A 23,171-nucleotide genomic window follows, 5' to 3' on the forward strand; every position below is an offset into this window, starting at 1 on the left:
CGGTCGACGGCGTGTTCACGACGGTGCAGGACGTCGCGCAGACGGTGCTGTTCCTGTCGGCGTTCCCGAGCGCCGCGCTCACGGGCCAGTCGCTCGTCGTCAGCCACGGCTGGTTCATGCAGTAACGCGGGGGCGGGCGGCATGGCCGCCTGCCGGGTAGGGCGGCAGAAAAAAACGCGCTCCGTGGAGCGCGTTTTTCATGTCGGAGGGCGGAGCCGTTGACGGCTGCCACCCGGTGCCGCGTTACTTCAGGACGGCCGCAATCGCGTTGGCGACCGCGTCGAGGTTGCGCGTGTTCAGCGCGGCAACGCAGATCCGGCCCGTGCCGACCGCATAGATGCCGAACTCGTCGCGCAGGCGATCGACTTGCGCCGAGGTCAGGCCCGAATACGAGAACATCCCGCGCTGTGCGTTGATGAAGCTGAAATCGCGATCGACGCCGCTCGCCTTCAGGCGCTCGACGAGACCGTTACGCATCGCGCGGATCCGATCGCGCATCTCGCCGAGTTCCTGCACCCACGAGGCGTGCAGTTCCGGCGACGCGAGCACGGCTGCGACGACGGCGCCGCCATGGGTCGGCGGGTTCGAGTAGTTCGTGCGGATCACGCGCTTCAGTTGCGACAGCACGCGCGTCGCTTCTTCCTTGCTCGACGTGATGATCGACAGCGCGCCGACGCGCTCGCCGTACAGCGAGAACGACTTCGAGAACGACGACGACACGAATGCGTTCAGGTCGGCCGCGGCAAACAGACGCACGGCGGCGGCATCGGCCTCGATGTTCTCGCCGAAGCCCTGGTACGCCATGTCGAGGAACGGCACGAGATTGCGCGCCTTCACGACGTCGACGACCTGTTGCCATTGCGCTTCGGTCAGGTCCACGCCGGTCGGGTTGTGGCAGCACGCGTGCAGCACGACGACCGTGCCGGCTTCGTAGCCGTTCAGCGCCGATAGCATGCCTTCGAAGTTCACGCCGTTGGTGGCCGCGTCGTAGTACGGGTACGCGACGACTTCGAAGCCGGCGGCTTCGAACAGCGCGCGGTGGTTTTCCCAGCTCGGATCGCTGATCGCGACCTTCACGTTCGGGTTCACGGTGCGCAGGAAGTCTGCACCGATCTTCAACGCGCCCGTGCCGCCCAGTGCCTGGGCCGTGACCACGCGGCCCGCCGCGATCAGCGGCGAGTCGTTGCCGAGCAGCAGCTTCTGCACGGCCGCATCGTAGGCGGCGATCCCGTCGATCGGCAGGTAGCCGCGCGGCAGGCCGGCCTCGACACGCGCCTGCTCGGCCTCCCGAACCGCGCGCAGCAGCGGAATCTTGCCGTCTTCGTTCGTGTACACGCCAACGCCGAGGTTGACCTTGGTCGGACGCGCATCGGCGTTGAAGGCTTCGTTCAGGCCCAGGATCGGGTCGCGGGGAGCAAGCTGGACAGCGGAGAAGAGCGACATGATGATTCGGCAGTAGTGAAAAGAGGGTCAGGCTTTCAGCCGGCAGGGCGGGCGCAGCGGACCGCGCGCCAACGGCACGGCGCCGGAAAGCGCAGCAGCCTGATATTGTAGCGAATTCGCGCCGGCGGGGGCGGCGAATCCGTCGCGATTCGCCGCCGAATCGCGATTTCGGGCGGCCGTGGCGCGTCAGGAGCCGACAGCAGTTCGCGCGGCCGCGAAGCGCTAGAATGCTTTCTTTGCCCTTGCTCCGGCCGCACTCCATGTCCGAACATCATGCCGAAGTCGGCGACGCGCTCGACGAATCCAAATTCGTCACCTTCGAAGGGTCGCCGTTCCAGCTGTACCAGCCGTATCTGCCCGCCGGCGACCAGCCGACCGCGATCGAGACGCTTGTCGAAGGCGTCGGCGACGGCCTTGCCTTCCAGACGCTGCTCGGCGTGACGGGGTCGGGCAAGACCTTCACGATGGCCAACACGATCGCGCGGCTCGGCCGCCCGGCGATCGTGTTCGCGCCGAACAAGACGCTCGCGGCCCAGCTCTATGCGGAGTTCCGCGAGTTCTTCCCGCGCAACGCGGTCGAGTACTTCGTCTCGTACTACGACTACTACCAGCCTGAGGCGTATGTGCCGCAGCGCGACCTGTTCATCGAGAAGGATTCGTCGATCAACGAGCACATCGAGCAGATGCGGCTGTCGGCGACCAAGAGCCTGATGGAGCGCCGCGACGTGGTGATCGTCGCGACGGTGTCGGCGATCTACGGTATCGGCAACCCGTCCGAATACCACCAGATGATCCTGACGCTGCGCACCGGCGACAAGCTCGGCCAGCGCGACGTGATCGCGCGGCTGATCGCGATGCAGTACACGCGCAACGAGCAGGATTTCCAGCGCGGCACGTTCCGCGTGCGCGGCGACACGATCGACATCTTCCCGGCCGAACACGCGGAAATGGCCGTACGCGTCGAGCTGTTCGACGACGAGGTCGAGACGCTGCACTTGTTCGACCCGCTGACGGGGCGCGTGCGGCAGAAGATTCCGCGCTTCACCGTGTATCCGTCGTCGCACTACGTGACGCCGCGCGACACCGTGATGCGGGCCGTCGAGACGATCAAGGAAGAATTGCGCGAACGCCTCGAGTTCTTCCATCGCGAGGGCAAGCTCGTCGAGGCGCAGCGTCTCGAGCAGCGCACGCGCTTCGATCTCGAGATGCTGCAGGAGCTCGGCTTCTGCAAGGGTATCGAGAACTACTCGCGGCATTTCTCGGGAGCGGCGCCCGGCGACCCGCCGCCGACGCTCGTCGACTACCTGCCGCCCGATGCGCTGATGCTGCTCGACGAATCGCACGTGCTGATCGGCCAGTTGAACGGGATGTACAACGGCGACCGCGCGCGCAAGGAAAACCTCGTCAATTACGGGTTCCGCCTGCCGTCGGCGCTCGACAACCGGCCGCTGAAGTTCCCCGAGTTCGAGCGCAAGATGCGCCAGGTCGTGTTCGTGTCGGCCACGCCGGCCGACTACGAGAAGCGCGTGACGGGGCAGATCGCCGAGCAGGTCGTGCGGCCGACGGGCCTCGTCGATCCGGAAATCGAGGTGCGGCCCGCGAGCACGCAGGTCGACGACGTGCTGACCGAGATCAACGCGCGCGTGAAGGCCGGCGAGCGTGTGCTGATCACCGTGCTGACGAAGCGCATGGCCGAGCAGCTCACGGAATTCCTGGCCGACCACGGCGTCAAGGTGCGCTACCTGCACAGCGACATCGACACGGTCGAGCGCGTCGAGATCATCCGGGACCTGCGGCTCGGCACGTTCGACGTGCTGGTCGGGATCAACCTGCTGCGCGAGGGCCTCGACATTCCGGAAGTGTCGCTCGTCGCGATCCTCGACGCGGACAAGGAAGGCTTCCTGCGCGCCGAGCGCTCGCTGATCCAGACGATCGGCCGTGCCGCGCGGAACGTGAACGGCAAGGCGATTCTCTATGCGGACAACATGACCGATTCGATGACGCGCGCGATCGGCGAGACCGAGCGGCGCCGCGCGAAGCAGATGGCCTACAACGAAAAGATGGGCATCACGCCGCGCGGCGTCGTGAAGCGCATCAAGGACATCATCGATGGCGTCTACAACGCCGACGACGCGCGTGCGGAGCTGAAAGAAGCGCAGCAGCGCGCGAAATTCGAGGACATGTCGGAAAAGCAACTCGCGAAGGAAATCAAGCGTCTCGAGAAGCAGATGGCCGATTACGCGAAGAACCTCGAATTCGAGAAGGCCGCCGCGACGCGCGACCAGCTTGCCGTGCTGCGCGAGCGCGTGTTCGGCGCGAACGTCGGCGACCACATCAGCGGCGGCCGGTAACTCTTTCCAAGCGTCACCGAAACCTTGCGGTAAAGCGCCTGTAAGCCTTGTCGGATCAGGGGTTTACGTGGCTCTTCGTTTGTTCCGAATCGGGTTCGGTGCTAAACTTCGCCATGATTGAGAATTGTTCGCATTAACGTTCTTCGTCGCGTTAGTGTTTCCAGCGGGCGGCCCCGGCGGCGGCCCGGGTGTCGTCAAGATAGTCAGACAAATAACAAGGAGTGTCCATGTTGGGTTCTTCGTTCATCCGCACGACGGTTGCGGTAGCGGCGGCGCTTGCCGCGATGTCGGCCTCGGCTGCCGAATATCCGATCGGCAAGCAGCAGATCCAGGGCGGCATGGAAATCGGCGCGGTGTACCTGCAGCCGATCACGATGGACCCGGAAGGGATGATGCGCAAGGCGTCGGATTCCGACATCCACCTCGAGGCCGACATCCATGCGGTCAAGAACAACCCGACGGGTTTCGCGGAGGGCGACTGGATGCCGTACCTGCAGGTCACGTACAAGCTGACGAAGCAGGGCGACACGAAGTGGAAGGCTGAAGGCGACCTGATGGGCATGGTCGCGAGCGACGGCCCGCACTATGGCGACAACGTGAAGCTGAACGGCCCCGGCAAGTATCACCTGACGATGGTCGTCAAGCCGCCGATGCAGTCGGGCCACATGGCATTCGGCCGCCACGTCGACAAGGAAACGGGCGTGGGTGCTTGGTTCAAGCCCATCACGCTCGAGTACGACTTCCCGTTCGCCGGTATCGGCAAGAAGGGCGGTTACTGATCGGCAGCATCACGAACGGCGCGCTTCGGCGCGCCGTCGGCGTAGAGAACCCAGAATGAAAATTCCCCAGAAAATCGTTGCCGCAGCCGCTGCGCTGTGGCTTGCCGGCGCCGCACACGCGGCCGATCTGCCGACGTTCAAGCTCGAGATGACGGACGGCAAGCTGAATCCCGCCCGCATCGAGGTGCCGGCCGGCCTGCGTTTCAAGATCGAGATCAAGAACACCGGCAAGGGCGCCGCCGAATTCGAGAGCGTGCAGTTGCGCAAGGAGAAGGTGCTTGCACCGGGCGCCGATTCGTTCGTGGTCGTCGCTCCGCTGTCGCCGGGCGAATACAAGTTTTTCGACGATTTCCACCAGCAGGCACAGGGCGTGATCGTCGCGAAGTAACGCGTTTTATCTGCGTGCGGGCGTACGAGTCCCTTGCCCCGCGCGTCAGGAGGTATCGATGGGTCAGATCTTGTTCATCGTCTGGCGGGAGAGCGTCGAAGCGCTGCTCGTCGTCGGCATTCTCTATGCATGGCTGAAAAACGGCGACGACGACGCGCGCCGCGGCCTGCCTTTCCTGTGGGCTGGCGTCGGCGTCGGCTTGCTGATGGCCGTCGGCCTCGGCGCCGCGCTGGTCGGTTTCACCGAAGTGCTGTCCGGCGACGCGCAGGACTACTTCCAGACCGCGATGGTGCTGATCGCGTGCGTGCTGATCGTGCAGATGGTGCTGTGGATGCGCCGGCACGGCCGCACGCTGAAGCGCGACATGGAGCAATCGCTGCAGCAGAGCACGCGCGATTCGAACTGGTGGGGCGTCGCCGTGCTGGTCGCACTCGCGATCGCGCGTGAAGGCAGCGAGACCGTGATCTTCCTGTACGGTCTCGGTTTCGGCCAGTCGGGTCACGTCGACGGCAACCAGATGCTCGCGGTCCTGATCGGTCTCGGCCTAGCGTTCTTCACGTTCTACCTGCTGCAGCTCGGCGGCAAGTACTTCTCGTGGCGGCATTTCTTCCGTGTCACCGAAGTGATGCTGCTGTTCCTCGGCGCGGGCCTGTTCCAGACGGGTGTCGACAAGCTGATCGACAAGGAAATCCTGCCGCTCGGCATCTCGCAGGTGTGGGATACGTCCGCGATCCTCGATGACTCGGGCACGTTCGGCTCGCTCGTCGCGACGCTGACCGGCTATCGTGCGCACCCGGCACTGACCAACCTGGTCGCCTATGCGGTGTACTGGGCCGTCGTCTGGCTGCTGATGAAGCGCGCGAGCCGCCGTCCGGCCGTCGCCGCGGGCCGCGCGGCATGAGCGTGGTCGCCGCAGTCAAGCCGGGCTGGCTCGCACAGGCCGGCCAGTGGATGCAGCGCCACGGCGCGCTGATCCGCGGCATCCAGTGGATCGTCGTCGCGGTCTACGCGTTCCTGATCATCGTCCCGGCGGTGTTGCCGCTGCCGGACGATTCCGCGCATCTGTGGAGCAATCTCACGCTGATCGCGCAGTTCGCGTTCTGGGGCATCTGGTGGCCGTTCGTGCTGCTGTCGATGGTGATGCTCGGCCGCGTGTGGTGCGGCGTGCTGTGCCCGGAAGGCGCGCTCACCGAATACGCGAGCAAGTTCGGTCGCGGCGGCCCGATTCCGCGCTGGATCCGGTGGGGCGGCTGGCCGTTCGTCGCGTTCGGGATCACGACGATCTACGGGCAGATGGTGAGCGTGTACCAGTACCCGCTCGCGGTGCTGTTCGTGCTCGGCGGCTCGACCGTCGGCGCGATCGTGATCGGCTTGCTGTATGGCCGCGAGAAGCGCGTGTGGTGCAAGTACCTGTGCCCGGTGAACGGCGTGTTCGGGCTGCTCGCGCGGCTCGCGCCGATGCGCTACAAGGTCGACGAGGATGCATGGCGCCGATCGTACAAGAACGGCGAGCACGGCCATCGCGTGATTCCGATCAACTGCGCGCCGCTCGTGCCGTTGCGCAGCATGAAGGGGGCGGCGGCGTGCCATATGTGCGGCCGCTGCAGCGGGCATCGCGACGCGATCTCGCTGTCGTTGCGCTCGCCGTCCGACGAGGTCGTGAACCTCGGTGCGCAGCAGGCGAGCGCGTGGGACACCGCACTGATCCTGTACGGCCTGCTCGGTGTCGCGATCGGCGCGTTCCACTGGACCGTCAGCCCGTGGTTCGTGCAGATCAAGCAATGGCTCGCGGGCTGGCTGATCGACCGTGACATCACGTGGCCGCTCGAAACGAATGCGCCGTGGTTCCTGCTCACGCACTATCCGGATCGCAACGACGTGTTCTCCTGGCTCGACGGCGGGCTGATCGTCAGCTACATCGTCGGCACGGGGCTCGTGTACGGCACGGCGCTGCTGATATTGCTGGGCGGCGCCACGCTGATGCTCGGCCGCTTCGATCGCGTGCGGCTGCATCATCTCGCGCAGGCACTGATCCCGATCGCGGGAGCGGGCGTGTTCCTCGGCCTGTCGGCCACGACGCTGTCGCTGTTGCGCGCCGAGCATGTGCCGCTCGGGTGGGCGACCGACGTGCGCATCGCGATCCTGGTCGGCGCCAATGCATGGAGCGCGTGGCTCGCATGGAAAGTGACGGGGCGCTATGCGGCGTGGCCGCGCCGGCTCGCGGCATTCGCGTGGTTCGCCGTCGGGTTGGCGGTCGTCGACAGTGCGTGGTGGCTGATGTTCTGGGGTTTCTGACGGGTTTTGCATGCGGCTTCGGCGGCATGCATCAGCGTATCGACGCAGGTGGACAGCATGCCTTCTGCATCGACCGCGCTAACAAAAAAGCGGCACGTCCTTCGACGTGCCGCTTTTTTTCACCCTTGTGCGAGAACCAAAAAAAGTGGCTTGGCTTGCTGCAACGGCTGCTTGAGTGTGTTTGCACGAAGGGGTCTAGATCTCGCGTGCAAGCCGTTACGCTGGCTACTGCCCAACACCTCTCAGGGAGGTGGTCCCCACAATACTCTGTCTTACTTCGTCAGGATCAGTTTGCCGAGCCGCGTGGCACGCAACTGATACGTCTCTCCGTTGTGCGCGATGCTGATGTGGCTGTGGCCCTGCAATAGCGCGTCGCTATTTACGACCCGCGTGCCTGTGTCGCGGTTGCCGGCCGGTTTCGCCGGCGTGGTGACCGCTGCCGTCTTCTGGCGGCTGCTGGCCGCGGTGCCGGTCGTGCGGCGCAGGGTCAGCGTGGTCGGGCGCATGGTGTCGGTCATTCGGTTTGATCGGTGACTGTCGATACGATGGAATGAATTCTAAATGATAACTATTCCCATTTACAAAAACTCTTTATCGATCGAAACATCAGACTTGATAGCTTGAATCAAAAGGCGGCCCGCAGGCCGCCGCCGCGGTCAGTGCAGCGGATCGGGGTCCTTGCGGCCCTGCGCGTATTCGCGGATCAGGCGCACCGTGTCGATGTCCGACGTGCGGTAGGCCTCCTTGACGATCCCGTGCGTCTGCCGCGCATCTTCGCTGTCGTCGGTGACGGTCAGCGTGGTGCGGTACTCGAAACGCAGGAACAGCGCGTGGTCGTCGCGTTCCTCGATCGTCATCGTCAGCGAGCCGCCGATCTCGCCATCGGCCGCGCGGATGTCGTAGCGAACCTGCTGGTTCGGCGTGAACGTGACGTGATCGCGCACGGTCGCATGGCCGTAGTGCAACTCACGTTCGAGCGTCGTGTCCGTCCGTTCGAGGACGACGCAGCTGTCGAGGCCGAGTACGAACAGTTGCGGCTGTTCGGCGCGCAGCACGAGGCCCTCCCAGAGCTGGTCGCGGGTGAGGGTCGGCACGGCCGGATCGTCGGAATTGATCTGGATCAGGTGTTCGAAGTTCAAGGGGGCGGGTTCCTTCTGGGTGGCGGGCAGCCACATGGTTCAAGAAGTTATTGTGACGCAAAACCACCGGTTTCGCGGCCCCTGCCGCCCCGATCGGGTGTCATGCGTCGATGCGGCCCATGCGGCCCGTCTGGTAGTCGACGACGGCTTGCCGGATCTCTTCCTCCGTATTCATCACGAACGGGCCGTAGCGGACGATCGGCTCGTTGAGTGGCACGCCGCCGATCAGCAGCAGGTCGAGCGGCGTGTCGCCGGCGGCGAACGCGACCGTGTCGCCGTCGTCGCCGTAGACGATCATGTGCCGGGCGTCGACAGCCTGCCTGTCGGGCCCGTAGAGCCCCGTTCCGTCGATCGGATAGGCGAACACGCGATAACCGGCCGGCACGGGCTGCGTGACCGTTGCGCCGGGCTCCAGCGTGAAATGCTGGTAGAGGATCGGCGTGCGCGTCTCGATCGCCGCCTGGACGCCGAACGCTTCGCCGGCGATCACGCGTACGTGCACGCGGCCGTCCGGCGATGTCGCGGTCGGGATGCGGTCGGCCGGGATCTCCTGGTAGCGCGGCGCGATCATCTTGTCGCGGCGCGGCAGGTTGACCCACAGCTGGAAGCCGTGCGAGCGGCCGCCCGCCTGTGCGAACGCGGGATCGGGCATCTCGCTGTGCACGACGCCGGCGCCGGCCGTCATCCATTGGACGTCGCCGGGGCCGAGCGTGCCGGCGTGGCCGGACGAGTCGCGATGGCGGAAGCGGCCGTCGAGCGCATACGTCACGGTTTCGAAGCCGCGATGCGGATGGTCGGGCGCGCCCACGGCTTCGCCGGGGCCGTAGTCGACGGGGCCCATTTCATCGAGCAGCAGGAACGGATCGAAGTCCATCAGCAATCGGGTCGGGAACGGACGGTGAACCACGAACCCGCCGCCTTCGGTGGTGCGAAGCGCGGGGTAGGTACGGTCAAGCGAGCGAGCGGTCGTCATGAGGAAGCCCTCGAGATCATCGGAATAGCGTCATTTCTGAAACATAGCGCTATTATATTGGGCGCTTTACCGTTCGATTTGCGGTGGTTCGCAATGGATTGTTCTGAAATTGGAACGATGAGATGAATATCGATGCACATAACCTGAACGACCTGATGTACTTTTCCCAGGTCGTCGAACATGGCGGTTTCTCGGCCGCGGAGCGCGTGCTGGGCATCTCGAAATCGCGCCTGTCGCGGCGCCTGACCGAACTCGAGGCGGCGCTCGGCGTGCGCCTGCTGCAGCGCTCGACGCGCAAGCTCGCGCTGACCGAGGCGGGCGAGCTGTTCTACCAGCATTGCCAGGCGATGCTGGCCGAAGCGCAGGCCGCGATGAACGCGGTGCAGCAGTTGCGCGCGTCGCCGCGCGGTTCGGTGCGGGTCAGCGTGCCCGTCACGCTGTCGCAGACGATGCTGTCGCGCATCCTGCCCGAATTCCTGCGCCGCTATCCCGAGGTGAAGGTGCACGTCCGCGTGACGAATCGCGTGATCGACCTGTTCGAGGATTCGATCGACGTCGCGCTGCGCGTACGCTCGGAACCGCCGCAGAACGCCAACATCGTCGTGCGGCCGCTGTGGCGCACGGAACAGATGCTGGTCGGCGCGCCGAGCCTGCTGAGCCAGAATGCGCCGCCGCTGGTGCCGGACGACCTGACCGGTTTCGAGACGCTCGATACGCCGAGCGTCGACGGGCGGCACGTGTTCAACCTGATCGCGCCGGACGGCACGCGTCACGTGCACGAGCATGACCCGCGGCTCGTGACGGCCGACCTGATGACGATCCGCGAGGCCGTGCTCGACGGCCTCGGCATCGCGGCGCTGCCGGAGATGATGTACGGCAACGCGCTGCGTGCGGGGCAGCTGTCACCCGTGATGCCGGGCTGGACGCTGCCGGTGCCGCAACTGTATGCGGTGTTCGTGTCGCGGCAGGGGATGCCGCCCGCGGTGCGCGCGTTCGTCGACTACCTGGTCGAGAAGCTCGATCATGGCGCGTACAAGGAGCCCGGCTGCCCCGAGCGCGCGAAGAAGGAAGCAGCGGCCGATGTTTCGGCGACCTGAACACAGCGTGCACGACGACGCAAATTTGTTTTGTCATTGAAGCGTCGCCTGCAATCGCAAGTTTCAATCGCCGGAACCTTGAATGCGTGCGCGTGCGGGCCTATATTGAAATCCCATTTCGTGAAGGAAGTTCTGAGCGAAATCAGGTGGCCGCATATATTGTGAGCCAGATAGGGCAGAACGCGCAGTCCGTGCAGACCACGGCAGAGTCGCATTTGCGTTGCTCGAGGCGTAACCGATACCGCCGAAGAGCCCGCCGCCCGAAGGCGCCCGCGTGCGCATGAAAAAAGGCCTTCATCTGGCGATGAAGGCCTTTTACTTTGTGGGCGGCCGGCTAGGTGTGGCCGGCTAGGTGCGGCCGGCGAGGTGCCTGCGATGCGTTATCGCGAGACGGGCGCGTGTTACTTCGCTTTCGCGCCGGGCTCCGTGACGAAGCCGAGCTTCGTCAGGCCGCCGGCCTGCGCATCCGACATCACTTCCGCGACGTGCTCGTATGCCACCTTGCGATCCGCACGCAGGTGCAACTCGGGCTGCGGCGTGCGTTTCGCGGCTTCCGCGATGCGAGCCTGCAACTGTTCGCGCGTGACCGTGTGGTCGTCCCACAGGATCGTGCCGTCGCCCTGGATCGCTACGTCGACCGTCTGCGGTTTTTCGTCGACGGGCTGGCTGCTGGCGTGCGGCAGGTCGATCTTCACCGCATGCTGCATCGCCGGGATCGTCACGAGGAAAATGATCAGGAGTACGAGCATGACGTCGACGAGCGGCGTCATGTTGATCTCGCTCATCACTGCATCGTCGTCATCGTCGCTGAAACCGGTGTTCATGGCCATGGTTCACCTCGTCTCAGCTGGCGCGCGTCGCGAGACGCAGGCCGTCGCGCGTCGACGACGATGCGAGCTTCGCGCCCGTCACGAAGTACGCGTGCAGGCCGTGCGCGAAGCGGCGCAGCTTGCTGACGACACCCTTGTTCGCGCGCGTCAGCGCGTTGTAGCCGAGCACGGCCGGGATCGCGACGAACAGGCCGAAGGCCGTCATGATCAGCGATTCGCCGACCGGGCCGGCGACCTGGTCGATCGACGTCTGGCCGGTTGCGCCGATGGCGAGCAGCGCGTGGTAGATCCCCCAGACCGTGCCGAACAGGCCGACGAACGGTGCCGTGCTGCCGACCGACGCGAGGATCGCGAGGCCGCTCTGCATGCGCGAGATGCCTTCGTCCATCGTGTCCTTCAGGCAGCGCGTGACCCAGTCCGACACGTCCATGCGATCGTGCAGGTGCGGTTGCGTCTGGTGGTGGTGGTCGGCGGCTTCCTTGCCCGACAGCGCGAGCGCGAGGAACGGGTTGTCGTTCGGCGTCGATGCGGCGAGACCGAGCTTCTTGATGCCGTCGTCGAAATTGTCCGAATGCCAGAATGCCTGTTCGGCATTCTTCGTGAGACGGTTCAGGCGGATCACGTTCCAGCCCTTGATGACGATCACGATCCACGACAGGACCGACATCACGAGCAGCGTGATCGCGATGGCGCGCGTGACGAAATCACCTTGCGCCCAGACGTGCGCGATACCGTAGCTTTGCATTTTCTTGTTTCCTTTGAATCTTCCGGATGAAGCAGGTTAGTCGGTGAGCCCGAAGCTGTAGGGCTGTGTGCGGGCGGCGCGGATCGCCTGGCCGTTCTCGATGTACGGACGGCAGGTGGTCGAGCGCATCGCGTCGAGTGCGGCGTCGTCGAGGCGCGGGTAGCCGCTGCTCTTCTGCAGGTCGATGCTTTCGATCTTGCCGGTCACGCCGACGACGAAGTGAACGTAGGCCGTACCCGATTCGCCGCGTCGGCGCGACATCGACGGGTAGTCGGGCTTCACGAAGTTGCATTGGAGCGTCGGCACGTTCTTCGGCGCGCTGACCTGCATCGTTTCGCGCGCCGGGCCGGGGGCGGCGGCCGGTGCCGCGGGGGCGGGCGCGGCCGGCGCGGGCGTCGGATCGGCGGCCGGCGCCGGGGTGGGCGACGGGGCCGGCGATTGCGCAACCGGTTGAGGTGTCGGCTTCGCCGCTTTCTGCACCGGCTTCGGCTCGACCTTCGGCTTCACGCGCGGCACGGGCTTCGGCGGCGCGGGCTGCGGGATCGATTCGGCCGCAACCTGCTGCGCGATCGGGGCAGGCGTGATGAGCTGCGCGGTGATCGTCTGGACCTCGACCGATTTCGGCGGCGGCGCGTTGCGATGGAGCCAGGCGGCCGTCAGCATGATCGCGTGTGCGGCAAGCACACCGACCGCGACGACGATCACTCGGGAATTCATACGTGGTGCAGCCGGCATGGCGCCGGCAGGAGCGAGATGCGAAGCCTGCATGTTAGCTTGAAAGAACGATGTCGCACCCGGGGCGCGGCGGGTGAATCGGCATCACTTGCGGAAGATCAGCAGCGAGATGCAAACGGTGGTCACAAATCCGATCAGCAATTCCATGACAGGCTCCTTGGCAGGTAAGCCGCTGGCTCGCGCAGACGGTGGCTTGCTGACGGTCAAAACAAAAAATGCGGCCTGGGCCGCATGTGCACGCTCGGCGCCGCTCAGGCTGCCTTGCGTTCGTAGAACGTGACCGGGATCGGGTGAGCGTGATGCTCGACACCGCACCGGCTTGCGCAGACGCCTTGCTCGGCCATGAGGTCGCGTACGGACTCCTCGCACTTGCCGCAGCACGTGGCCACGCCGAGTTCGAACTGGAGTTCATCGAAAGAGTGGACGCCCTCGGCGAGGGACGCGCGAATCTTGCGATCGGAAACAGACTTGCACACGCAGACGATCATGATGAGTTGCGATAGCTAACGTTAATGCGAATTATTATCATTAATTTTGCAGACGTTGACAAGCCTGGGTCCGGCTTTTTTTAAGGTCATCGGACCCTTGAAACGGCTGGGGCGGCGGAACTGCGGCGGGAGCGGGCCTGCGGGCCCGCGTCAGGCGGTCGCGCAGGCGCGCGCGTTCGGCGAGGAAATGGTGACGGATTCGACCGGCGCATCGAGGCCGAGCAGCGTCGACGCGAGGGCGCGCAGTTGCACGCCGTCGCTCGTCGAGCAGAAGCGGGGCGGCGCGGCCTGGGTGCCGGCCGGCGCGCGCAGGCCGCGTTCGTCGAGCACCCGGGAGAGCTGGCGCGCGATGGCGTCGCTCGTGTCGACGATCGTCAGGCGATCGCCAACAAGGTCACGAATCGTTTCCGTGAAGAACGGGTAGTGCGTGCAGCCGAGCACCAGCGTATCGGCGCCGTCGTCGAGCATCGGCTGCAGGTAACGCTCGAGCAACGCACGTAGGGCGGGTGAGTTCGTGTCGCCGCGTTCGATCGCCTCGACGAGCCCGTGGCCGGGCTGGCAGATGAAGCGGCGGCCGGCGCCGTAGCGATCCAGCAGCGCCCGGAAGCGCGGGCTGTTCAGTGTCGATTGCGTGGCGAGGACACCGGCGACGCCGGTCGCGGACAGCGCGGCGGCCGGCTTGATGCCCGGCTCGACGCCGACGAGCGGAATCGCCAGGCGTTCGCGGATGGCCGCGATCGCGCGTGCGGTTGCCGTGTTGCACGCGATGACGAGCGCCTTCGCGCCTTCGCGCGCGAGCCATTCGCCGATCGCCAGCGTGCGCTCGGTAATGAACGCTTCGTCGCGCGGGCCATACGGCGCGTGATGCGAATCGGCGACGTAGACGAACGATTCCCCGGGCAGGTGCGCACGCACGGCGCGCAGCACCGACAGGCCGCCGAGCCCCGAGTCGAAGATGCCGACAGGGGCGGCGGGGCGGACCCCGGAGGCGACTGGCTGGTGCGTCATCGTCATGCGGACGGCAAGGTGGCGATGCGGCCGGTTACTCGGCCGAGCCCATCATCGTTTGCTGGTAGTTCTGCAGGCCGACCTTGCCGATCAGGTCGATCTGCGTTTCCAGCCAGTCGATGTGTTCTTCGGTGTCGTCGAGGATCTTTTCGAAGATCTCGCGCGACACGTAGTCGCGAACCGATTCGCAGTAGGCGATCGCTTCCTTGCAGGTGGACTGCGAGATCTGCTCGAGTTTCAGGTCGCACTTCAGGATCTCTTCGGTTTCCTCGCCGACGAGCAGCTTGTGCAGGTCCTGCAGGTTCGGCAGGCCGTCGAGCATGAACACGCGCTCGATCAGCCAGTCGGCGTGCTTCATCTCGCCGATCGACTCGTCGTACTCGTGCTTGCCGAGCTTGTCGAGACCCCAGTGCTTGTACATGCGGGCATGCAGGAAGTACTGGTTGATCGCCGTGAGTTCGTTCTTCAGTTGGGCGTTCAGGTATTCGATGACTTTCTTGTCGCCTTGCATGGCTGTTCCTTGTTCAGTGGGGCTTCAGAAACCGAACGATAATCGCTCGAACGAGAAAAGCCAAGCCTCGAAGCCTTATCTGGCCTGCCTTTTGCGTGTAATGAGAATCAGCCTCGAACAACCGGCCGTACACAATAATGAGAACGAGAAGCAAAAAGGCCGGACGTCCGTCCGGCCTTTCGTTCGATCGCCCTTAAGCGGTTGCGACCGGGATCTTGCCGATCTTCGCCTGCCACTCCTTCGGACCGGTCTGGTGCACCGACGTGCCCGACGAATCGACGGCGACCGTCACCGGCATGTCCTGCACGTCGAACTCGTAGATCGCTTCCATGCCGAGGTCTTCGAACGCGAGCACCTTCGCGCCGCGGATCGCCTTCGACACGAGGTAGGCCGCCCCGCCGACCGCCATCAGGTACGCAGCCTTGTGCTTCTTGATCGCATCGATCGCGACCGGGCCGCGCTCGGCCTTGCCGACCATCGAGATCAGGCCCGTCTGCGCGAGCATCGTCTCGGTGAACTTGTCCATGCGCGTGGCCGTCGTCGGGCCGGCCGGGCCGACCACTTCGTCACGCACCGGATCGACCGGGCCGACGTAGTAGATCACGCGGTTCGTGAAGTCGACCGGCAGCTTCTCGCCCTTCGCGAGCATGTCGGCGATGCGCTTGTGCGCGGCGTCGCGGCCGGTGAGCATCTTGCCCGACAGCAGCAGCGTCTGGCCCGGCGTCCAGCTCGCGACTTCTTCCGGCGTCAGCGTGTTCAGGTCGACGCGCTTGCTCGTTTCCGTGTTCGGCTCCCACTGCACCTTCGGCCAGGCGTCGAGCGACGGCGCTTCGAGCTTGGCCGGGCCCGACCCGTCGAGCACGAAGTGCGCGTGGCGCGTGGCCGCGCAGTTCGGGATCAGCGCGACCGGCTTCGAGGCCGCGTGCGTCGGTGCCGCCATGATCTTCACGTCCAGCACGGTCGCGAGACCGCCGAGGCCCTGTGCGCCGATACCGAGCGCGTTGACCTTCTCGTGCAGTTCGACGCGCAGTTCCTCGACCCAGTCCTTCGGGCCGCGCGCGATGATTTCCTGGATGTCGATCGGCTCCATCAGCGATTCCTTCGCCATCAGCATCGCCTTCTCGGCCGTGCCGCCGATGCCGATCCCGAGCATGCCCGGCGGGCACCAGCCCGCGCCCATCGTCGGGACCGTCTTCAGCACCCAGTCGACGATCGAATCGGACGGATTGAGCATCACGAACTTCGACTTGTTCTCCGAGCCGCCGCCCTTCGCCGCGACCTGCACGTCGACCTTGTCGCCCGGCACGATCTCGTAGTGGATCACGGCCGGCGTGTTGTCCTTCGTGTTCTTGCGGGCGCCTTCCGGCGGATTGACGATCGACGCGCGCAGCACGTTGTCCGGGTGCGTGTAACCGCGGCGCACGCCTTCGTTGATCATGTCGGTGAGGCCCATCGTCGCGCCGTCCCAGCGCACGTCCATGCCGACCTTCACGAAGATCGTGACGATGCCGGTGTCTTGGCAGATCGGGCGCTTGCCTTCCGCGCACATGCGGCTGTTCGTGAGGATCTGCGCGATCGCATCCTTCGCGGCCGGGCTCTCTTCCAGCTCGTACGCGCGGCCGAGGGCCTGGATGTAGTCGAGCGGGTGGTAGTAGCTGATGTACTGCAGCGAATCCGCGATGCTCTGGATCAGGTCTTCCTGTTTGATGACGGTCATGGCTGAGACTCTGTGGGGACAGTGGGGAATGCGTTTATGCGTTGGCGGCTGCTTCGGCCGGCTTGCGGGACGCGGGCACGGCGCTCGCGTGCGGCGCGTGCGTCTCGTGGAAATGGGCCGGGTGCGTGTGCGTCGTCAGGCGGTCGACCCACGCCATCACGAGCGCCGACACGAGGAACGACACGTGGATGATCACCTGCCACATGATCGCGTGCGTCGTGTGCTGGTCGGGGTTGATGAAGGTCTTCAGCAGGTGGATCGACGAAATGCTGATCAGCGCCATCGACAGCTTGACCTTCAGCACGCCCGCGTTCACGTGGTCGAGCCATTCGGGTTCGTCGGGGTGGCCCTCGATGCCGAGGCGCGACACGAACGTTTCGTATCCGCCGACGATCACCATGATCAGCAGGTTCGAGATCATCACCACGTCGATCAGGCCGAGCACCGCGAGCATCACGCTGATCTCGTCGAGACCGGCCGCATGCGACAGCAGGTGCCAGACTTCCTTCAGGAACAGGAACACGTAGACGGCCTGCGCGACGATCAGGCCGAGGTAAAGCGGAACCTGGAGCCAGCGGCTCATGAAAATCAGCGCGGGAAGCGGGCGAAGCGGGCGGCGGGCCGGGTGGCCGGGCGAATGCGGGGCGGACATGATGGAGGTACGGGCGCGGTGCGCAGGTATCGGGGGTAATCTTGAAAAGGCGCGCTATTGTAACGCGTCGGCCGGCGCGACTGCAGCGACGCGCCGGGTGTGCCGGGGACGGATCAGGACGCGGCGGCCGGCACGCGTTTCACGCGCAGGCTCGCGAGCACGATGCCGGTGACCACGCAGGCGAGCGCAACGCCGTGCGCGAGCGTCGGGCGCTCGCCGAGGAACGCGATGCCGTATGCGGCCGCGGCGATCGGCAGCACCGCGCTGAACACGCCGGCGAGGCTGCCCGGCACGTGCCGGATGCCTTTCATCCACAGCCAGAACGAGAAGATGCTGGCCGACAGGCCATACCAGACGACGAGCGCCCAGGTGCCGGCCGGCACGCTCGCGTAATCGAAATGCCACAGCGCGGTCGCGCCGAGCGGCAGCATCAGGAACAGGCCGAACAGGTGCGTGTACGCGCAGATGTCGATCGGCGCGAGCGTCTGCGTGAGCCGGCGCGACAGGATCACGTAGATCGATTCGCAGCACACGGCGCCGAGGATCAGCAGGTTGCCGGTCAGCGAGCCGGACGCGTCGCCGTGGCCGTCATGCCCGGCCGCGCCGCCGTTGGCGAGGTTGATCGTGACGACGCCGGCGATCGCGAGCGCGATCGACAAGAGCGCACGGCCGTTCGGTTTTTCACGCAGGATCAGCCATGCGAACAGCGCGACGATCGCCGGGATCGTGCTCGTGATCACGCCGGCCGCGACCGCGCTCGTGCGCTGCACGCCGTTGAGCATCAGCAGCGTAAACATGAAGGTGCCGAAGAACGCCTGCAGGAACAGGTTCAGCCATTCGCTGCGCTTGACCGCGCGCATCTTCACGGGGCTGAACAGCGGCCACAGGACGGCGATCGCGATCACGAAGCGCAGCGTGGCGAGGATCGCGACGGGAACGAATGCGACGATGGATTTACCGATACCGACGTTGCTGCCGACGAACAGCATCGACAGGATGAGGAAGAGGGCGTAGCGATTCAAGCTGGAATCCGGAAGGCGAGTTCAGTTAGGATTGTAGGGTCGCGGTTGTAACAGCGTAAAGCCGACCGTCATGCGGTGCCGCCCGGTGTGCGAAACGGCCATGCCGCGTAAGTGACGGGTAAGTTCGGGCGCTTATCGTGGAAACCGTCGGGCCGCCCGTTCACGTTCGCGTGATGTGGTGCGGTGCAGCATCGTGCGCGGCCTTCGTGGCCGCGTGCGGGTGGGTAGGAGACAGCGGCGCGCATGCGCCGGCCAAGACACGTGCGGCGCGCACGATCGCGCCGCCAGAGGATTCATGTTCACCAAGGGGTAGTCGATGTCTGCGATTGAATCGGTTCTTCACGAAACCCGTCAGTTCCCGCCGCCCGCGGCGCTCGAGAAGGCGGCGACCATTTCCGGCATGCCGGCCTATCGCGCGCTCGCCGCCGAGGCCGAGCAGGATTACGAAGGCTTCTGGGCGCGTCTCGCGCGCGAGGGCCTCACGTGGCACAAGCCGTTCTCGAAGGTGCTCGACGAGAGCAATGCGCCGTTCTACAAGTGGTTCGACGACGGCGAGCTGAACGCGTCGTACAACTGTCTCGACCGTCACGTCGAAGCCGGCAACGGCGAGCGCGTCGCGGTGATCTTCGAGGCCGACGACGGCACCGTCACGCGCGTCACCTATGCGGATCTGCTGGCGCGCGTGTCGCGCTTCGCGAATGCGCTGAAGAAACGCGGGATCGGCAAGGGCGACCGCGTCGTCATCTACATTCCGATGTCGATCGAAGGCATCGTCGCGATGCAGGCGTGCGCGCGCATCGGCGCGACGCACTCGGTCGTGTTCGGCGGCTTCTCCGCGAAATCGCTGAACGAGCGGCTCGTCGACGTCGGCGCGGTCGCGCTGATCACGGCCGACGAGCAGGCGCGCGGCGGCAAGACGCTGCCGCTCAAGAGCATTGCCGACGAGGCGCTCGCGCTGGGCGGCTGCGAAGCGGTGAAGAGCGTGATCGTCTATCGCCGCACCGGCGGCAAGATCGACTGGCATGCCGGCCGCGACCTGTGGATGCACGAACTGACCGACGGCGAGTCCGACACCTGCGAGCCGGAATGGGTCGGCGCCGAGCACCCGCTGTTCATCCTGTATACGTCGGGCTCGACCGGCAAGCCGAAGGGCGTGCAGCACAGCACGGGCGGCTACCTGCTGTGGGCCGCGCAAACGATGAAGTGGACCTTCGACTGGAAACCGACCGACGTGTTCTGGTGCACGGCCGACATCGGCTGGGTCACGGGCCACACGTACATCACGTACGGCCCGCTCGCATGCGGCGGCACGCAGGTCGTGTTCGAAGGCGTGCCGACCTACCCGGACGCCGGCCGCTTCTGGAAGATGATCGGCGATCACAAGGTCACCGTGTTCTACACCGCGCCGACCGCGATCCGTTCGCTGATCAAGGCGGCCGAAGCCGACGACAAGGTGCATCCGAAGAGCTACGACCTGTCGAGCCTGCGCATCATCGGCACGGTCGGCGAGCCGATCAATCCGGAAGCGTGGATGTGGTATCACAAGCACGTCGGCCAGGAGCGCTGCCCGATCGTCGATACGTGGTGGCAAACCGAAACCGGCGGCCACATGATCACGCCGCTGCCGGGCGCGACGCCGACCGTGCCCGGTTCGTGCACGCTGCCGCTGCCGGGCATCATGGCCGCGGTGGTCGACGAGACGGGCCAGGACGTGCCGAACGGGCAGGGCGGCATCCTCGTCGTCAAGCGCCCGTGGCCCGCGATGATCCGCACGATCTGGGGCGACCCGGAACGCTTCAAGAAGAGCTACTACCCGGAAGAACTCGGCGGCACGTTGTACCTTGCCGGCGACGGCACCGTGCGCGACAAGGACACCGGCTACTTCACGATCATGGGCCGGATCGACGACGTGCTGAACGTGTCGGGTCACCGGCTCGGCACGATGGAGATCGAATCGGCGCTGGTCTCGCACGAGCTCGTGGCCGAGGCCGCCGTGGTCGGCCGCCCGGACGACACGACGGGCGAGGCGGTCGTCGCGTTCGTCGTGCTCAAGCGTGCGCGTCCGGAAGGCGACGAAGCCGCGGCGCTCGCGAAGACGCTGCGCGACTGGGTCGGCAAGCAGATCGGGCCGATCGCGAAGCCGAAGGACATCCGCTTCGGCGACAACCTGCCGAAGACGCGTTCGGGCAAGATCATGCGGCGCCTGCTGCGCTCGCTCGCGAAGGGCGAGGCGATCACGCAGGATACGTCCACGCTCGAGAATCCGGCCATCCTCGAGCAGCTCGCCGAAGTGCGCTGATCGTACCGGCTGCGCGTCTCGCGCACGAGCCCCTGCGCGGCAATCCCGATTGCCCGCGCAGGGGCTTTTTGCTACATAACGGCATGACTGTTCCGACCCGTTCGGCGCCTGCGGCGCCACCGCCCGTTCCCGAGCCGCTCGCGCGTGCCCACGCGCGCTACTGGCGCTTCAACGTCGCGCTGATCGCGGTGCTGATGGCGATCGGTTTCGCGGTGTCGTTCATCGTGCCGTTCTTCGGGCCCGCGCTCGCCGCGGTCCGTTTCGCCGGCTTCAGCCTGCCGTTCTATGTCGGCGCGCAGGGCGCGATTCTCGTGTACCTCGTGCTGATCGTCGTCTACATCGGGCTGATGCAGCGCGCGGACCGCACGCTGCGCCGCGCGTACGACGATCATGCGGCGCGCTCCGGCATCGCGAACGGCGGCGGGCGCTGACCCATGCTGACGCATCGACTGATCCGCGCATACGCGCTCTATACGCTGGGGTTTCTCGGGTTCGTGCTGCTGATGTGGCGGATCGAGCGCGCGACCGGTTCGGGCGTCTGGATCGGCTATGTGTTCCTGTTCGTGCCGATCGCCGTGTATGCGGTGATCGGGCTGCTGTCGCGCACGTCCGATCTCGTCGAGTACTACGTGGCCGGGCGGCGCGTGCCGTCCGCGTTCAACGGGATGGCGACGGCGGCCGACTGGCTGTCGGCCGCGTCGTTCATCGGCCTGGCCGGCTCGCTCTACGCGACCGGCTACGACGCGCTCGCGTACATGATGGGCTGGACAGGCGGCTTCTGCCTCGTCGCGTTCCTGCTCGCGCCGTATGTGCGCAAGCTCGCGCGCTACACGATTCCCGATTTTCTCGGCACGCGCTTCTCGAGCACGGCCGTGCGCGCGCTCGCGGCCGGCGCGGCGATCCTGTGTTCGTTCGTGTATCTGGTCGCGCAGATCCAGGGGATCGGCCTGATCGCGACGCGCTTCATCGGCGTCGATTTCGCGATCGGGATCTTCTGCGGGCTCGCCGGCATTCTCGTGTGCTCGTTTCTCGGCGGGATGCGTGCGGTCACGTGGACGCAGGTCGCGCAGTACATCATCCTGATCAGCGCGATCCTGATCCCGGTGTCGCTGATCGCGATGAAGAACGGGCTCGGACCCGTGCCGCAATTCAATTACGGCAAGCTGATGGAGCGCGTCGCGGCGCGCGAGGCGCAGGTGCGCGAGGCGTCCGACGAGCAGCGGGTACGCGACGCGTACCGCCGGCAGGCCGCGGAGATCCAGACGCGACTCGACCGGCTGCCGTCGTCGTATGCGGACGCGCGCCGGCATCTGGTCGACCAGCTGGCCGACCTGCGACGCCATAACGGGCCGCTGCGCGAGATCAGCCTGCGCGAGCGCGAACTGGCGGACTTCCCGCGCGACCCGGCAGCGGCGCGCGTCGCGTGGACGCAGGCGCGCGACGACCTGCTGGCGCGCGCCGAGCCGCCCGTGCCGATGCACGAGCCGTTTCCGGCTGCAAGCGACGACGAACGCAAGCCGCGCGAGCGCAATTTTCTCGCGCTGCTGCTGTGCCTGTCGCTCGGCACCGCGAGCCTGCCGCACATCCTGACGCGCTACAACACGACGACCTCGGTCGCATCGGCACGACGCTCGGTCGGCTGGACGCTGTTCTTCATCGCGCTGTTCTACCTGAGCGTGCCGGTGCTCGCGGTGCTGATCAAGTACGAGATCCTTGCGAACCTCGTCGGGCGGCCGTTCGCGGAATTGCCGGCGTGGGTCACGCAATGGCATCACTTCGAACCGGACCTGATCAGCGTCGTCGAGGTGATTCGCGACGGGATCGTGCACTGGTCGGAAATCCAGATGCAGCCGGACATGGTCGTGCTGGCCGCGCCGGAGATCGCGGGGTTACCGTACGTCGTGTCGGGACTGATCGCGGCCGGTGCACTGGCCGCCGCGCTGTCGACCGCTGACGGGCTGCTGCTGACGATCGCGAACGCGCTGTCGCACGACGTGTATTACTGCATGGTCGCACCCGATGCATCGAGCCAGCGGCGCGTGACGATCTCGAAGGTGCTGCTGCTCGGCGTCGCGCTGTTCGCGTCGTATGTCGCGTCGCTCAATACGGGGAAGATCCTGTTTCTGGTCGGCGCCGCGTTTTCGCTGGCGGCGTCGAGCTTCTTTCCGGTGCTGGTGCTCGGGGTGTTCTGGAAGCGCACGACGACGCGCGGGGCGATCGCGGGGATGGTGACGGGGTTGGCGGTGTGCGTGTACTACATCGTGTCGACGTATCCGTATTTCACGCAGTTGACCGGGTTCGCGGGGCGCACGTGGTTCGGGATCGAGCCGATCAGTTCGGGCGTGTTCGGCGTGCCGGCGGGGTTTGCGGTGGCGATCGCGGTGAGTCTGTGCGACAAGCGGCCGGATGAGTATACGCGGGCGCTGGTGGATTACATTCGGCATCCGTGAGGCGGGCGGATGCCGGGCGTGCCGGCGCCCCAAATGAAAAACTCCTGATTTCTCGGGATATCAGGGGCGTCATGCATTCTGGCGCAGAGAGGGATTCGCCCACACGAGCGCGGGCCGCGGATTCGCTGGCAAGCGAATCCCTTCGAATCCCCCGCGCAAGCCGAACTGTCGGCTTGCTTTTCTCCGGAAACGAAAATGCCCGCTGGCGCGGGCATTTGAATACTGGCGGAGAGAGGGTCCGCCATAATT

Annotated in this window: 22 protein-coding genes and 1 pseudogene; 10 read left to right on the top strand and 13 right to left on the bottom strand. The window is 65.7% G+C overall.

What is annotated here, in order from left to right; genetic code table 11:
• Positions 1 to 125: pseudogene (locus HWX00_RS35575) on the top strand (3-hydroxybutyrate dehydrogenase); the annotation flags it as partial.
• Between the two features lie 118 nt (positions 126 to 243).
• On the opposite strand, the gene HWX00_RS35580 reads toward HWX00_RS35575, so the two are convergent.
• Complete coding sequence (locus HWX00_RS35580) at positions 244 to 1,443, bottom strand: amino acid aminotransferase (protein WP_034190348.1); 1,200 nt, start codon at positions 1,441 to 1,443, stop codon at positions 244 to 246.
• Between the two features lie 260 nt (positions 1,444 to 1,703).
• On the opposite strand from HWX00_RS35580, the gene uvrB reads away from it, so the two are divergent.
• The 5 genes from uvrB (at position 1,704) to HWX00_RS35605 (ending at position 7,256) form a co-directional block, all read left to right on the top strand.
• Complete coding sequence (gene uvrB / locus HWX00_RS35585) at positions 1,704 to 3,794, top strand: excinuclease ABC subunit UvrB (protein ID WP_034190349.1); 2,091 nt, start codon at positions 1,704 to 1,706, stop codon at positions 3,792 to 3,794.
• Between the two features lie 227 nt (positions 3,795 to 4,021).
• Positions 4,022 to 4,573 (top strand): iron transporter, encoded by a 552-nt coding sequence (locus HWX00_RS35590; protein ID WP_034190350.1) that lies wholly within the window; start codon positions 4,022 to 4,024, stop codon positions 4,571 to 4,573.
• A gap of 55 nt (positions 4,574 to 4,628) precedes the next feature.
• The gene (locus HWX00_RS35595; RefSeq protein ID WP_175029326.1) at positions 4,629 to 4,961 is read left to right on the top strand and encodes a cupredoxin domain-containing protein; all 333 of its coding nucleotides are present in this window, start codon (positions 4,629 to 4,631) and stop codon (positions 4,959 to 4,961) included.
• A 58-nt stretch (positions 4,962 to 5,019) separates the two neighbouring features.
• Positions 5,020 to 5,862, top strand: coding sequence for an FTR1 family iron permease (locus tag HWX00_RS35600; RefSeq protein WP_034190352.1), 843 nt, complete (start codon positions 5,020 to 5,022; stop codon positions 5,860 to 5,862).
• Positions 5,859 to 7,256, top strand: a complete 1,398-nt coding sequence (locus tag HWX00_RS35605; RefSeq protein WP_034190353.1) for a 4Fe-4S binding protein — start codon at positions 5,859 to 5,861, stop codon at positions 7,254 to 7,256. The genes HWX00_RS35600 and HWX00_RS35605 overlap by 4 nt, the downstream gene beginning before the upstream one ends.
• 272 nt (positions 7,257 to 7,528) lie before the next feature.
• Here HWX00_RS35605 and hemP read toward each other — a convergent pair whose 3' ends face one another.
• From hemP to HWX00_RS35620, 3 genes are all read right to left on the bottom strand, one after another.
• A complete protein-coding gene (gene hemP, locus HWX00_RS35610; RefSeq protein ID WP_034190354.1) occupies positions 7,529 to 7,774 on the bottom strand; it encodes a hemin uptake protein HemP in 246 nt (81 codons plus the stop codon).
• Positions 7,775 to 7,912: 138 nt separating this feature from the next.
• Positions 7,913 to 8,395: an SRPBCC family protein gene (locus HWX00_RS35615; protein WP_034190392.1), complete on the bottom strand. Its 483-nt coding sequence runs from the start codon at positions 8,393 to 8,395 to the stop codon at positions 7,913 to 7,915.
• Positions 8,396 to 8,495: 100 nt separating this feature from the next.
• Positions 8,496 to 9,368 carry a pirin family protein gene (locus HWX00_RS35620; RefSeq protein WP_034190355.1) on the bottom strand — a complete coding sequence of 291 codons (873 nt, stop codon included), beginning with the start codon at positions 9,366 to 9,368 and terminating at the stop codon, positions 8,496 to 8,498.
• Between the two features lie 122 nt (positions 9,369 to 9,490).
• Between HWX00_RS35620 and HWX00_RS35625 the strand changes: the two genes are divergently transcribed.
• Positions 9,491 to 10,465, top strand: a complete 975-nt coding sequence (locus HWX00_RS35625; protein ID WP_034190356.1) for a LysR family transcriptional regulator — start codon at positions 9,491 to 9,493, stop codon at positions 10,463 to 10,465.
• A 401-nt stretch (positions 10,466 to 10,866) separates the two neighbouring features.
• Here HWX00_RS35625 and HWX00_RS35630 read toward each other — a convergent pair whose 3' ends face one another.
• From HWX00_RS35630 to HWX00_RS35670, 9 genes are all read right to left on the bottom strand, one after another.
• Positions 10,867 to 11,295 (bottom strand): ExbD/TolR family protein, encoded by a 429-nt coding sequence (locus HWX00_RS35630; RefSeq protein ID WP_006478310.1) that lies wholly within the window; start codon positions 11,293 to 11,295, stop codon positions 10,867 to 10,869.
• Positions 11,296 to 11,308: 13 nt separating this feature from the next.
• The gene (locus HWX00_RS35635; RefSeq protein ID WP_034190357.1) at positions 11,309 to 12,040 is read right to left on the bottom strand and encodes a MotA/TolQ/ExbB proton channel family protein; all 732 of its coding nucleotides are present in this window, start codon (positions 12,038 to 12,040) and stop codon (positions 11,309 to 11,311) included.
• 36 nt (positions 12,041 to 12,076) lie between these two features.
• Entirely contained in the window at positions 12,077 to 12,808 is a 732-nt protein-coding gene (locus HWX00_RS35640; RefSeq protein WP_034190358.1) for an energy transducer TonB, read from the bottom strand.
• Between the two features lie 218 nt (positions 12,809 to 13,026).
• Positions 13,027 to 13,263 carry a (2Fe-2S)-binding protein gene (locus HWX00_RS35645; protein ID WP_034190359.1) on the bottom strand — a complete coding sequence of 79 codons (237 nt, stop codon included), beginning with the start codon at positions 13,261 to 13,263 and terminating at the stop codon, positions 13,027 to 13,029.
• A gap of 150 nt (positions 13,264 to 13,413) precedes the next feature.
• Positions 13,414 to 14,277, bottom strand: a complete 864-nt coding sequence (murI, locus tag HWX00_RS35650; protein ID WP_404823878.1) for a glutamate racemase — start codon at positions 14,275 to 14,277, stop codon at positions 13,414 to 13,416.
• A 28-nt stretch (positions 14,278 to 14,305) separates the two neighbouring features.
• Entirely contained in the window at positions 14,306 to 14,782 is a 477-nt protein-coding gene (gene bfr / locus HWX00_RS35655; RefSeq protein WP_006478315.1) for a bacterioferritin, read from the bottom strand.
• 193 nt (positions 14,783 to 14,975) lie between these two features.
• Positions 14,976 to 16,499: a fumarate hydratase gene (locus HWX00_RS35660; RefSeq protein WP_006478316.1), complete on the bottom strand. Its 1,524-nt coding sequence runs from the start codon at positions 16,497 to 16,499 to the stop codon at positions 14,976 to 14,978.
• 34 nt (positions 16,500 to 16,533) lie between these two features.
• Positions 16,534 to 17,151: a TIGR00645 family protein gene (locus tag HWX00_RS35665; protein WP_034190360.1), complete on the bottom strand. Its 618-nt coding sequence runs from the start codon at positions 17,149 to 17,151 to the stop codon at positions 16,534 to 16,536.
• A 113-nt stretch (positions 17,152 to 17,264) separates the two neighbouring features.
• Complete coding sequence (locus tag HWX00_RS35670; RefSeq protein ID WP_175029206.1) at positions 17,265 to 18,173, bottom strand: DMT family transporter; 909 nt, start codon at positions 18,171 to 18,173, stop codon at positions 17,265 to 17,267.
• A 316-nt stretch (positions 18,174 to 18,489) separates the two neighbouring features.
• Between HWX00_RS35670 and acs the strand changes: the two genes are divergently transcribed.
• From acs to HWX00_RS35685, 3 genes are all read left to right on the top strand, one after another.
• The gene (gene acs, locus HWX00_RS35675; RefSeq protein ID WP_059560137.1) at positions 18,490 to 20,472 is read left to right on the top strand and encodes an acetate--CoA ligase; all 1,983 of its coding nucleotides are present in this window, start codon (positions 18,490 to 18,492) and stop codon (positions 20,470 to 20,472) included.
• An 83-nt stretch (positions 20,473 to 20,555) separates the two neighbouring features.
• Positions 20,556 to 20,903, top strand: coding sequence for a DUF4212 domain-containing protein (locus HWX00_RS35680; RefSeq protein ID WP_059560139.1), 348 nt, complete (start codon positions 20,556 to 20,558; stop codon positions 20,901 to 20,903).
• A gap of 3 nt (positions 20,904 to 20,906) precedes the next feature.
• A complete protein-coding gene (locus tag HWX00_RS35685) occupies positions 20,907 to 22,922 on the top strand; it encodes a sodium:solute symporter family protein (protein WP_034190364.1) in 2,016 nt (671 codons plus the stop codon).
• Positions 22,923 to 23,171 lie beyond the last annotated feature (249 nt).

It is taken from the genome of Burkholderia seminalis DSM 23518, from assembly GCF_902832885.1.
GTDB classification, from domain to species: domain Bacteria; phylum Pseudomonadota; class Gammaproteobacteria; order Burkholderiales; family Burkholderiaceae; genus Burkholderia; species Burkholderia seminalis.